10 protein-coding genes and 1 pseudogene are annotated in these 12,705 nt (G+C 58.0%); 5 read left to right on the forward strand and 6 right to left on the reverse strand.

Annotation, left to right across the window (positions count from 1 at the left end):
- Together AC2FLA_RS03270 and AC2FLA_RS03275 are read right to left on the reverse strand one after the other, a co-directional pair.
- Positions 1-305: pseudogene (locus tag AC2FLA_RS03270) on the reverse strand (Re/Si-specific NAD(P)(+) transhydrogenase subunit alpha); the annotation flags it as partial.
- Between the two features lie 127 nt (positions 306-432).
- Positions 433-882, reverse strand: a complete 450-nt coding sequence (locus AC2FLA_RS03275; RefSeq protein WP_496720481.1) for a methyltransferase family protein — start codon at positions 880-882, stop codon at positions 433-435.
- Between the two features lie 217 nt (positions 883-1,099).
- Here AC2FLA_RS03275 and kynU point away from each other — a divergent pair, with 217 nt between their 5' ends.
- Positions 1,100-2,293: a kynureninase gene (kynU, locus tag AC2FLA_RS03280; protein WP_496720483.1), complete on the forward strand. Its 1,194-nt coding sequence runs from the start codon at positions 1,100-1,102 to the stop codon at positions 2,291-2,293.
- Here kynU and AC2FLA_RS03285 read toward each other — a convergent pair.
- Positions 2,286-2,864, reverse strand: coding sequence for a TetR/AcrR family transcriptional regulator (locus AC2FLA_RS03285; protein WP_496720485.1), 579 nt, complete (start codon positions 2,862-2,864; stop codon positions 2,286-2,288). The two genes, kynU and AC2FLA_RS03285, sit on opposite strands and share 8 nt — an antisense overlap.
- A gap of 99 nt (positions 2,865-2,963) precedes the next feature.
- Here AC2FLA_RS03285 and AC2FLA_RS03290 point away from each other — a divergent pair, with 99 nt between their 5' ends.
- Together AC2FLA_RS03290 and AC2FLA_RS03295 are read left to right on the forward strand one after the other, a co-directional pair.
- Positions 2,964-3,428 carry a (2Fe-2S)-binding protein gene (locus tag AC2FLA_RS03290; protein ID WP_282168808.1) on the forward strand — a complete coding sequence of 155 codons (465 nt, stop codon included), beginning with the start codon at positions 2,964-2,966 and terminating at the stop codon, positions 3,426-3,428.
- 3 nt (positions 3,429-3,431) lie between these two features.
- Positions 3,432-5,672 (forward strand): xanthine dehydrogenase family protein molybdopterin-binding subunit, encoded by a 2,241-nt coding sequence (locus AC2FLA_RS03295; protein ID WP_496720487.1) that lies wholly within the window; start codon positions 3,432-3,434, stop codon positions 5,670-5,672.
- Between the two features lie 46 nt (positions 5,673-5,718).
- Here the strand turns inward: AC2FLA_RS03295 and AC2FLA_RS03300 are convergent, their stop codons facing one another.
- The 3 genes from AC2FLA_RS03300 to AC2FLA_RS03310 form a co-directional block, all read right to left on the reverse strand.
- The gene (locus AC2FLA_RS03300; RefSeq protein ID WP_496720489.1) at positions 5,719-6,498 is read right to left on the reverse strand and encodes a gamma-glutamyl-gamma-aminobutyrate hydrolase family protein; all 780 of its coding nucleotides are present in this window, start codon (positions 6,496-6,498) and stop codon (positions 5,719-5,721) included.
- Positions 6,499-6,723: 225 nt separating this feature from the next.
- Positions 6,724-7,149 carry a GlcG/HbpS family heme-binding protein gene (locus tag AC2FLA_RS03305; protein ID WP_109313084.1) on the reverse strand — a complete coding sequence of 142 codons (426 nt, stop codon included), beginning with the start codon at positions 7,147-7,149 and terminating at the stop codon, positions 6,724-6,726.
- Positions 7,150-7,174: 25 nt separating this feature from the next.
- Complete coding sequence (locus tag AC2FLA_RS03310; protein ID WP_496720491.1) at positions 7,175-9,307, reverse strand: malate synthase G; 2,133 nt, start codon at positions 9,305-9,307, stop codon at positions 7,175-7,177.
- 206 nt (positions 9,308-9,513) lie between these two features.
- Between AC2FLA_RS03310 and pepN the strand changes: the two genes are divergently transcribed.
- Together pepN and AC2FLA_RS03320 are read left to right on the forward strand one after the other, a co-directional pair.
- A complete protein-coding gene (pepN, locus tag AC2FLA_RS03315) occupies positions 9,514-12,069 on the forward strand; it encodes an aminopeptidase N (RefSeq protein WP_496720493.1) in 2,556 nt (851 codons plus the stop codon).
- Positions 12,066-12,494 carry a hypothetical protein gene (locus AC2FLA_RS03320; protein ID WP_496720495.1) on the forward strand — a complete coding sequence of 143 codons (429 nt, stop codon included), beginning with the start codon at positions 12,066-12,068 and terminating at the stop codon, positions 12,492-12,494. The genes pepN and AC2FLA_RS03320 overlap by 4 nt, the downstream gene beginning before the upstream one ends.
- Positions 12,495-12,705: the final 211 nt, after the last annotated feature.

The following is a 12,705-nucleotide window of genomic DNA, read 5'->3' on the forward strand; positions in this document are numbered from 1 at the left end:
TCTTCGTTGCCCGCAGGGTTGAAGAAGGAAATCAACGTCTTACCCTTGGTCAGACGCTTCAGCTCAGCCTCGTTCGGTTGACGCACCTTGGCAACAATGTCGGCCTGCTTCCACAGCGACGCAGCCGTCTTGACGACCTCAACCCCCGCTGCCTCATACGACGCATCCGAAAATCCAGCCGCAGCACCAGCACCCTTCTCAATCAGACATTCATAGCCCAACTTCTGAAGCTGCAACGCTGACTCTGGCGTCATCGCAACACGGTTCTCACCGTCATAAGTCTCTCTCGGTGTGCCTATCTTCACTGGCAGTCCCCCTAATTTTCACTCTGACCGAGCGGGTGGTCGGTATTGTTTGTTAAGCAAAGGTGTATCCTGCGCAACATTATTTCGCAAGCGCAGCATTATTACGTTGTGTCATTACCACATCACCTCATATCCATCGGCGGGTTTGGCGTTCATATCGGGCAAAGTCGGCTCGAAAAGTTCTGCGCATTCTGTCCTCTTCTGGCACGATGAAACGACGTTCCAGAAGCCATACAAATATTGGAATCAGAACCAATGACGCTATGGCATCAAACCGCAGGATCAGGCCGGCTAAGATCAGCACATCGCCAACGTATATGGGGTTTCGGCTACGCTTGAAGATCCCCGATTGCACCAGCGATGTAGGCGTTTCATGCGGGATAATCGTGGTGCGATGACGGCGAAACTCGGCCGCAGCCAGGACGATCAGGATAACTCCGCCCCCGATCAGAACACCGCTGAGCAAATCAACAAACCCATTGTCGAGCGACAAACCCATTGGGAAATGCCGCGCCTGCAGCCATGCCAGCACCGCAAAGCCCAGCAACCACACCGGAGGGACGTCGATTTTTCGCATGTCTGGCAGTCTTTCTTATCCGGGCGGAACAAAGTGTCGCTTTTGCCCGATGACCTACCGCTTTTTGCCGGAAATAGCAAAATCACAGTTGGTCGCAGCCGCGCAATCGACGCGGGTCCGGACATGGCTGCAGAGAGGGTCTTCGATGATGGACAGCCGCTTTTGGATCAGATAGCCATTTTGCATCAACAATTGCCCACACAATGATGAGAAAACGATGACCGACTTTGCCGCCACAAAAGCCATGTTCAACCTTCCCCAAGGCGTCGTTTATCTGGACGGAAACTCGCTTGGACCGCTGCCCCGCGCCGCTGGAGATCGAGTCAGTGACATGATGGTTCAGGAATGGGGGCAAATGCTGATCACCGGCTGGAACAAGGCAGGCTGGATGGCGATGCCGACCGGTTTGGGTGATCGCATCGGACGGCTAATTGGCGCAGAACCCGGCAGTATCGTCACCGGCGACACCCTGTCGATCAAGGTTTACCAGGCCGTTGCTTCAGCGCTGGAATTGTGCCCGGACCGCAAGGTCGTGCTTTCGGACAACGGTAACTTTCCTTCCGACCTCTACATGGTGGATGGCCTGCTTCGCTCACTCGGGCCGGAATATGAACTGCGCGTCGTCGCACCGGAAGACGTAGCTGACAATGTGACCGAGGATGTAGCCGTTTTGATGCTGACCGAGGTGGATTACCGCTCGGGCCGGATCCACGACATGAAAGCTTTGACAGAACTTGCCCATGCAAACGGTACAGTGACAGTCTGGGACCTGGCCCATTCAGCTGGCGCGATTCCCGTCAATTTGGCGGCATGCAATGCAGATTTCGCGGTTGGTTGCACCTATAAATACCTGAACGGCGGGCCGGGTGCGCCCGCATTCATCTATGTCGCCCCGCGCCTGACGGAACAGGTGCGCCCCGCTTTGTCCGGATGGTTGGGCCACGAGTCGCCTTTTGCCTTTGATCTGGACTATCGTGCCGGCAACGGGATCGAAAGAATGCGTGTCGGTACGCCTCCGATCCTTCAGATGGTCGCCCTATCCGCGGCGATGGACATATGGGATATGGCTGACATGCAGGACGTACGGACCAAATCCATTGAATTGACCGAGTTGTTCATCAAACGTGTCGAAGCCGCCTGCCCCGATTTGCAACTGGCAAGCCCGCGTGATCCTGCCCAGCGCGGTAGTCAGGTGTCTTTCCGATTTGCCGACGGCTATGCTGTTATGCAGGCCCTGATTGCCCACGGTGTGATCGGAGACTTCCGCGCGCCTGACATCATGCGGTTTGGCTTCACGCCGCTGTACATTGATGAGCAGGATGTTGAAAATGCAGTCGAAATCTTGGCGGACATCATGCAGAACCGCCTGTGGGACGCACCAGAATTCAAGGTGCGTCAGCGCGTTACCTGACTTCTAGCCCAGCTCCTATCAGAGCGGCAAACTGGGCAACACGGGTTTCATATTCTTCCGCGCCAATAGCGCTTGCCTTCAGCCCCTTCAGAGTGGCCGTTATCGTTTTGGCCGTCTCGTCTGCCTCCACCTGCAACCTGACTCGCCCGGCCTGATCTTCGCGCTTCAGCCACTCGGCATATAGGCGCGCAAGCTTAGCCTCGCCTTGCGATATGATTTCTGACGACATGGATTTGGTCGTATCCAACATTTCAAGCCCATGTGGGGACGCTAGGATGGTGGCAATCCCTTCGGTTTGAGCGTGAACCGCGCCCTTGAAAATGTCCGAAACTGAGCCCGGTTTGGTCAGCGCCGCAGCCACTGCAACGCTTTTCGCTGCATAGTAGAGTTCGGTCAGTTTAGTGACGATCGCCTCTTTATTTTTGAAATGCAGATACACTGCCGGACGGGACATCCCTGCGCCCTGCGCTATGTCATCCATCGAGGTCTTGCGGAATCCATAAGTCGCAAAGGCCCGAAACGCCGAGTCCAGGATCGCCTGTTGCCGTGAATCTTCAGTTACATCTGCCATCCCCGAACTCGTGACACTTTTTGTTCATTTTGTCAATTGACATACTGACACTTTTCACCAATTATGTCAGAAACCAGCCACAGCTACGAGAGGTGCGCCATGGCGACCGCCCTTAAGATCAACGGAACGCAACATCAGGTTGACTTGCCCGATGACGTCCCCCTGCTTTGGGTTCTACGGGATGAGGTCGGTTTGACTGGCACCAAATTCGGCTGCGGCGTGGCCGCTTGCGGGGCGTGCACCGTGCACATTGACGGCGAGGCTGTGCGTTCGTGCCAAGTGGCCCTGTCCGATGTCTGGGGCGATGTGACCACGATTGAAGGCATTGGCACCCCGGACGCGATGGCCGCGATTCAGCAGGCCTGGGTCGATCATCAGGTGGCGCAATGCGGCTACTGTCAGTCGGGCCAGATCATGCAGGCCGCAGCGCTGCTGGCCGAGAACCCTGCGCCTTCGGATACCGATATCGACGATGCCATGCAGGGCAATTTATGCCGCTGTGGCACCTACCCCCGCATCCGCGCTGCAATCCACGACGCGGCATCCAAGCTGAAAGAGGCATAAACGATGGCATCCGTTGGAAAAATCCTCCGTCGTACGTTCCTGATCGGTTCGGCCGCGATTGTCGGCGGCGTGGCATTCGGGGCCTATTACGTCGGCCGCCCAGCCGCCAATCCGCTGAGACCGGCTAAGGGCGAAACCGCGCTCAGCCCCTTTGTTCTGATTGATCAGCAAGGCGTCACCCTGTTCGCCCCTCGCGCCGAGATGGGGCAAGGCGTCAGGACCACTTGGGCAGCCTTGATCGCCGAAGAACTGGATGTTGAACTGGACCAGATCCGCGTTCTGCACGGCCCCGCGGCAGCGGCCTATTACAACTCGGCCCTGGTTGGTGAGGGATTGCCGAACAAGGGTTATGACATCTCGGACTTCCAGCACAATCTGGGGGAGGCTCTGGGCGTTCTTGGCAGGACGCTGAGCTTGCAGGTGACCGGTGGTTCGACCTCGATGAAAGATGGCTTCGAGCGTATGCGCGAAGCGGGTGCGACCGCGCGCGAAACGCTGAAACAGGCCGCCGCTGACCGTCTGGGCGTGGATCGTGCGCAACTGAAGACCGAGAATGGTGCTGTAATCGCGCCGGATGGGACGCGCATTCCTTATCCTGAGCTTGCCGAGGCTGCCGGCCAGATTGAACCGCCGGAAGTCGAACTGCGCGACCCGTCCAACTGGCGCTTGCTGGGGCAGAACCTGCCGCGTGTGGATGTGGTCGGCAAATCCACTGGAACGGCTGAGTTTGGGATAGATGTGCGCCCCGAGGGTCTGAAATTCGCCTCGGTCCGGATCAATCCCAAGCTGGGCGGCGAGATGAAAGGCTTTGACGCCAGCGCAGCTGAGCAAATGCTCGGCGTGGAAAAGGTGGTTGATCTGGACAACGGCGTGGCTGTGATTGCCACCAACACATGGCTGGCCATTCAGGCCGTCGAGGCGATTGACGTAGATTGGGGCGACGCCCCCTACCCGCCGGAAACCGACGCCATTTTCACCGAAATTGCCAATGCATTCGACGCGTCCCCCAATTCGACCATGCGCGATGACGGGGATGTTGACACTCTGCCCGACGGCGCCACCGAAATCACGGCCGAATATACGGTGCCCTATCTGGCCCATTCTACAATGGAGCCGATGAACGCCACCGCGCTGTTCACAGGCTCGGCGCTGGAACTGTGGTGCGGCAATCAGGCCCCGACGCTTGTCCAAATACGCGCGGCCAACACGGCCAACCTGGACAAAGAGGCCGTTCAAATCCACACCACTTATCTGGGCGGAGGGTTTGGCCGCCGGGGTGAGCTGGACTTTGGCGAGATCGCCACAAAGGTCGCAATGGCCATGCCCGGCGTCCCCATCCAGACCACCTGGAGCCGTGAAGAGGACATGCGCCACGACTACTACCGCCCCGGTGCGATGGCCCGTATGCGCGGTGCTGTCAAAGACGGTCAAGCCGTTCTGATTGACGGCAAAGTCTCAGCGCAATCCTGCACGCAACAAGCGGTTCAGCGCTATACCGGCTTGCCGGCTGGCGGACCTGACAAAGTGCTGGTCGAAGGGTTTTTTAACCAGCCCTACGCGGTGCCAAACTACCGCATGAGCGGGCACATTGCAGATCTGGGTATTCCGGTTGGCTTTTGGCGTTCAGTCGGGAACAGCCACAATGGATTCTTCCATGAGACATTCATGGACGAGATGGCCCATGCCGCAGGTCGTGACCCGCTGGAGTTCCGATTGGAATTGGCTAGGGACGAGCACGCGCCATCGGCAGGCTGCCTACAGGCCGTGAAAGAGATGTCCGGCTGGACCGGAGAAACCCCTGACGGTGTCGGGCGCGGTGTGGCGATGACCTATAGCTTTGGCACGCCGGTCGCTCAGGTGATCGAGGTCGTCGACGAGGACGGCACTATCCGTATCTCCAAGGCATGGATCGCCTGTGACGTGGGTCTGGCACTGGACCCCGGCACAGTAGAGGCGCAGATGTTCGGCGGCATGATCTATGGCCTGTCGGCGGCCGTGATGGGTGAGATCACATTCTCGGACGGTGAGGTCGAACAATACAACTTCCCCGACTACGACGCTCTGCGGATGCACAATGCTCCGGTGACCGAAGTGAAAATTCTGGAAACCAACCACCACATGGGTGGCGTTGGCGAACCGGGGACACCCCCGTCCATGCCGGCCCTTGGCAATGCCCTTTTTGACCTGACGGGTGAACGTGCGCGCACCCTGCCTTTGATCAATCAGTTCAATCTGCTGGTTTGATCGCGCTGCACCGGTCCGGACCCTCTCTCTCGGATCGGCGCAGGACTTACGCGGATTGTTGTACCAACGCCCTATCCGACCCGGTTGCCCATGCATGTACAGCAGCACCGAATGCCTTGAACAAAGGGCGTGACACGGGATCATTTTCGGCGTCCCATTCCGGGTGCCATTGCACTGACAACGTAAATCCGGGCGCGTCCTGAATGTATATCGCCTCGGGCGTTCCATCGGGGGCTTGACCATCAATCACAACCCGACGCCCAACCGATTTGATCCCCTGTCCGTGCAACGTGTTCGTCATCACTTCGGTCGCGCCCATCAAGCGGTGGAATACACCGCCTTCGTTCAGCGCAACGACATGTCGCAAGGCAAATTTCTCTTCCAGAGTCCCATCGGGCGGCATGCGGTGGTTCATCCGACCCGGCAGCTCGCGGATTTCCGGGTATAGTGTCCCGCCCATCGCCACGTTGACTTCTTGGAACCCTCGGCAGATGCCAAAGAAGGGCTGCCCGCGTTCCACACAGGCGCGCACCAGCGGCAATGTGATCGCATCGCGCGCCCTGTCAAATTCGCCATGGGCCTCGGTCGCGGACTCGCCGTATTCCTCGGGATGTACATTCGGACGCCCGCCGGTCAGCAGAAAACCGTCGCAGACCTCAAGCAGCTCATCGACCGAGACATAGCGCGGATCGGCTGGGATCAGCAGCGGCAGACAGTCCGAAACATTGGCAACCGCGTCCGAGTTCATCGTCCCACCGGCATGGGTCGGATATTGATCATTCATCAAATACGAGTTGCCGATGATACCGACGACGGGTCGAGACATGCTGCGTTCCTGCGTTTTCTGTTTGCTTTCCAAAAACTATCGACAGCAAGAACAGCGCGCAATAGCACAGGCCCTGCGTGTCAGCGCAAGCTCTTGTTCAACTGTGCACATGTTGAAAAATGATCGCGCTTTGTCTGGCACTTTGGCCATTGCCCGTTTTTGCGGCCTTGCACGAACGCCGCATAGGGTCGGAGAGCCCAAAAGGCTCTCCGCCAGTCATCAGGTTCAGATCTCGCCAATCAGGCCGGCAGTTTCGATCCCGGCCAATGCCGCTGCGGCATCATTGTCGGACGTATCGCCGGTCACGCCGACCGCACCGATCACCGCGCCCTTTTTGTCGCGCAGCAACACACCACCCGGAACTGGCACGACCTGCCCGCCATAGACGCCATTCACAGCTGCCATGAAATAGGCCTGCGCCTCGGCCCGCTGCATCTGCGCTGTGCCAGCCAGGCCAAGCATCACCGAGCCATATGCCTTGCCATGCGCAATCGCGAACCGACCGGGGGACGCGCCGTCTTCGCGTTCAAATGCGATCACGTAGCCGCCTGCATCAAGAACGACGACGGAAAGGGGTTTCAGCTCCATTTCGTGCCCCTTCTCAAGGGTCTTTCGGATGATGGTGCGGGCTTTGCGGAGGGAAACTCCCATGTCGTGTCCTATCGTTCCTGATGGTTTAAAGGCTGGCTTTCAGTTCCAGACGGCGAGCATGCAGGACCGGCTCGGTATAGCCCGAGGGTTGCACACGCCCCTTGAAGACCAGATCACAGGCCGCTTGGAAAGCAATTCCGTCGTAACCGGGTGCCAACGGGCGATAGTCTGCGTCATTTTCGTTCTGGCGATCCACCACAGCGGCCATTTTTTGCATCGCAGCCATGACCTGCCCTTCCGAGACAACATCATGGTGCAACCAGTTGGCCAGCGCCTGAGACGAAATCCGGCATGTCGCGCGATCCTCCATCAGACCGACATCGTTGATATCCGGCACCTTCGAACAGCCAACACCCTGATCGACCCAGCGCACCACGTATCCAAGAATGCCCTGCGCGTTGTTCTCGATCTCTCGGGTGATCTCGTTCTCGCTGAGGTTTCGACCGCCCAGCAACGGAATGGTCAGCAAATCCCCCAGCGTCCCCCGCGCCCCACCGGCAGCCAGTTCATCCTGGCGCGCCAGCACGTCGACCTTGTGATAATGCGTCGCGTGCAATGTCGCGGCTGTCGGCGACGGCACCCAGGCGCATGTCGCGCCGGATTTCGGGTGGCCGATCTTCTGCTCCAACATATCACCCATCCGGTCGGGCATAGCCCACATGCCCTTACCAATCTGCGCCTTGCCCTTCAGGCCGCAGGCCAAACCAATATCTACGTTGCGATCTTCGTAAGACGCAATCCACGGCGTGTTCTTGATGTCGCCCTTAGGCAGCATTGGCCCAGCTTCGATCGAGGTGTGAATCTCATCCCCGGTCCGGTCAAGAAAACCGGTGTTGATGAAGGCCACCCGCGATTTCGCAGCGCGGATGCATTCCTTGAGGTTGACCGACGTGCGGCGTTCTTCATCCATGATGCCCAGCTTCACGGTATTGCGCGGCAGGCCAAGGATGTCTTCGACCATGTCAAAAATCTCGACAGAGAACGCGACTTCTTTCGGGCCGTGCATTTTGGGTTTCACCACATAGACCGAGCCTTGGACCGAATTTCCGCCGTCTCGCTTAAGATCGTGCATGGCAATCAGCGTCGTGCAGAGTGCATCCATCAACCCTTCGCCGATCTCATTGCCCTGTTCATCCAACACAGCAGGGTTTGTCATCAAATGCCCGACGTTGCGGATCAGCATCAGCGAACGACCCTTCAAGCTGCCTGTCTCACCGGATGCCGTTGTAAAGCTCAGGTCCTTGGCAAGTTTGCGGGTGAAAGTCGTGTTGCCCTTGTTCACCTCTTCGGTCAGGTCACCCTTCATCAACCCAAGCCAGTTGCCATATACCACCACCTTGTCAGCGGCATCGACGCAAGCGACCGAATCCTCGCAATCCATGATGGTCGACAAGGCCGATTCCAGACGCATATCGGCAATACGCGCCGGATCAGTGGCCCCTATAGCGCTGTGTCCGTCGATCCTGATCTGAATGTGCAGCCCGTTGTTGCAGAGCAGTACCGCGTCCGGTTTGCCCGGATCTCCGTCGTAACCTACAAATTGTTTAGGATTGGCCAGAGTTGGCATCAGCGCGCCGTCCTGTACGCTCAGATCTGAGACATCAGCCCATGACCCGAAAGCCAGCGGCACAGCGTCATCCAAGAACCCTTTGGCCCATGCAATCACCCGCGCGCCCCGCGTTGCGTCGTAGCCGCCAGCCGCGGGCAGATCACCCATCGCGTCCGTTCCGTAAAGCGCATCGTAAAGGCTGCCCCAACGTGCATTGGCTGCGTTCAGCGCAAAACGCGCATTGGTAATCGGAACAACAAGCTGCGGTCCGGGGATCGAGGCGATCTCGGGGTCGACATTGGCGGTTTCAATCTGGAAATCCGCACCTTCCTCGACCAGATAGCCGATCTCGTGCAGGAAAGCCTGATAGGCCTCGGCGTCGTGGTCCTGCCCTTGACGCTCAAGATGCCATGCATCGACCTTGCCCTGAATGTCCTGCCGCTTGGCCAGAAAGGCGCGGTTCTTGGGGCCAAGCTCGGCGACCATGCGCGCCAGACCATCCCAGAAGGCATCTGCTGTGACACCGGTTCCCGGCAGGGCTTGGCCTTCGATGAACTCGGCCAGAACCGTATCCACCTGCAATCCGCTGCGCGCCTGTCTGCTGCTCATTTTGTTTCTCCCGGGAATGTGCACGACTGTATGCCGTCAGCATTTAGGACGAAAGTTTCCGATAGGCAACGTGCGCCGCAGCGTCGCGGTCAAAAAGACTTACCAAAATCAATTATCGGGACATTCCGGCGCGCGGATCGCACCGCTTGCAGCCAACCGCCACAGCCCATACGTTCGCGCAAACACAAAATCACGCGAGGCCCCTGATGCGCGACGCTGCCCCAACGACGATCTATCTGAAAGACTACACACCCTTTGGTTATCTGGTGGACAGCGTGCACCTGACGTTCGACCTCGCCGCCCACGCAACCCGCGTCACCTCTCGAATTGCATTTCGCCCGAACCCGGAGGCCAGCGACAAGACGTTCTTCCTGCACGGTGAGGACCTCAAGCTGATCCGCGCATCCATCGACGGTGCGGAAATCACCCCCGAGATTACCGACAAGGGCCTGACCGTTGCGACCCCCGACGCGCCGTTTATCTGGGAAGCCGAGGTTGAGATCGATCCCGGCAATAACACGGCGCTCGAAGGCCTGTATATGTCAAACGGCATGTATTGCACCCAGTGCGAAGCCGAGGGTTTCCGCAAAATCACTTACTACCCCGACCGCCCCGATGTGATGAGCGTGTTCACGGTTCGGATTGTTTCGGACACGCCCACGGTAATGCTGTCCAATGGCAACCCGGTCAGTTCTGATTGGAACAGCGCCGAATGGCACGATCCTTGGCCAAAACCAGCGTACCTCTTTGCATTGGTTGCTGGAAATCTGGTTGCGAAGTCAGACAACTTCACCACCTCTTCCGGTAAAGAAGTCGAACTAAACCTCTGGGTCCGTCCCGGCGACGAAGGCAAATGTGCTTTTGGTATGGAAGCCCTGAAGAAATCCATGAAGTGGGACGAAGACGTCTATGGTCGGGAATACGACCTAGACGTGTTCAACATCGTGGCCGTAGACGATTTCAACATGGGTGCGATGGAGAACAAGGGGCTGAACATCTTCAACTCATCTGCTGTTCTGGCCAGCCCTGAAACCTCGACCGACGCCAATTTTGAACGGATCGAAGCGATCATCGCGCATGAGTATTTCCACAACTGGACCGGCAACCGGATCACCTGCCGCGACTGGTTCCAACTGTGCCTGAAAGAAGGGCTGACCGTTTTCCGGGATGCGCAGTTCACCTCGGACATTCGCTCGGCCCCGGTAAAGCGGATTGAGGACGCCATCGACCTGCGCGCGCGGCAATTCCCCGAAGATAACGGGCCCTTGTCGCATCCCGTCCGGCCCGAGAGTTTTCAGGAAATCAACAACTTCTACACCGCGACCGTCTACGAAAAAGGTGCCGAGATCATCGGTATGCTGAAACGTCTGGTTGGTGATGAGGCCTACTCCAAGGCCTTGGATCTGTATTTCCTCCGCCATGACGGACAAGCCTGCACCATTGAAGACTGGATCAAGGTGTTTGAGGACACCACCGACCGCGATCTGAGCCAGTTCAAGCGCTGGTACAGCCAATCTGGCACGCCGCGTGTGACAGTGAGCGAAGATTGGAATGACGGCACATATACGCTGACATTGGCGCAGCACACCGAAGAAACACCTGGGCAATCTGAAAAGCTGCCGCAAGTGATCCCCGTCGCTGTAGGTCTGCTTGGCCAAAACGGGGACGAGGTGCGCGCAACCGAGATTCTGGAACTGACCGAGGCGGAACAAAGCTTCCAGTTTACCGGGCTGGCGGCAAAACCTGTGGCCTCGATCCTGCGAGATTTCTCGGCCCCTGTGATCCTTGAGCACGATCACACTGACGCCGAACGCGCCTTCCTTCTGGCCCACGACACTGATCCTTTCAATCGGTGGCAGGCGGGACGGTCTTTGGCGCAGGACACGCTGTTGCGCATGATCCTGGAAGACGCAACGCCGGGTGCGGATTACTTGGACGGGGTGTTGGCCGTTCTCCGCGACGGCGATCTGGACCCGGCTTATCGCGCCCTGATGCTGGGTCTGCCTTCGCAATCCGAGTTAGCGGCGGCGTTGTCCGACCGGGGCGAAACACCTGTCCCTATGGCGATCTGGACAGCGGTCGAGACGCTGCGGCAGGCAACCGCGCAGCACGTTCAGGATCTGCTACCGCGTTTGCACAGCGAAACCTTGATCGAGGCACCATTCAGTCCCGATGCAGACCAAGCCGGCAAACGTTCGCTTGGCAATGCCGCACTGGCCCTGACGTCACGGCTTGATGGTGCGGCAATGGCAGCCGACCAATACGCGGCGGCTGGCAACATGACACAGCAACTGAGCGCCCTGTCCTGCCTGCTGCGCGCAAACAAGGGTGAGGCCGAGCTTTCTGCGTTCTACGAGCAATGGCAGCACGACCGTCTGGTGATGGACAAATGGTTTGCCCTTCAGGTCGGGATGGCCTCGCCAGCGACCACGGCAGACATCGCACGCACCCTGACCGAGCATTCGGACTTCAACTGGAAGAATCCCAACCGGTTCCGGGCCGTGATGGGTGCGCTGGCGATGAACCACGCCGGTTTCCACCGCGCAGATGGTGCTGGTTATGCTTTGCTGGCCGACTGGCTGATCAAACTGGACCCGGTCAACCCGCAGACCACCGCGCGGATGTGTTCGGCCTTCCAGACCTGGAAACGCTATGACGCGGACCGTCAGGACCTGATCCGCGCACAGCTGACCCGCATTGCGGAAACGCCTGACCTGTCGCGCGACACGACCGAAATGGTCTCTCGCATTCTCAACGCATGACGGAATTCAAGTTTACACGTCAGAACCGGGCACCGCGCACTGTTGGTGTTCTGATCTGCGTCTATGCGGCCTTGTTGGCACTTGTGATCCTGTTCGACGCGGCATGGTGGCTGGTGGTGCTGTTGGCGCTGCCTACGTTACCGGCCATTTGGGATATCACACAGAACACCAGCGCAGGGCTGGTTCTTGATCAGAACAAACTGCGCTGGTTTACCGGCACCCGTGAGGCCGAAATTGATCGTTCGAACATTGATTATATCCGCTTCGACACGCGTTGGGATTTCTCGGTGCGCGTTTCATTGGTTCTGACATCCGGCAAGCGGATTCGGCTGCCTGATGAGTCGTCTCCGCACCACAGGGAGTTCGAACAGGTCCTGCAACAGGCTGGTTTTCGAATTGAACGTCATCACTTCGTCACGTTTTGAAACAATAGGTTCATTTTTGAAAAATTAGAGACAAAAGTTAACCGTTCCCCTTCAAAGACCTTGAATTTGACACCGATTGCGGCAAAGCTCTTACCCTCAAGTTTCTGGTTTGTTTGTTTCGAGTGCCGCCATGTTCTGGTTTTTTAGGGACCGTTCGTCCCGTTCCCGATCTTCTATTGCTCATCCCGCTGCATCCGGCGCGTATTTCGCT

The organism is Ruegeria sp. CDSA033 (assembly GCF_059612305.1).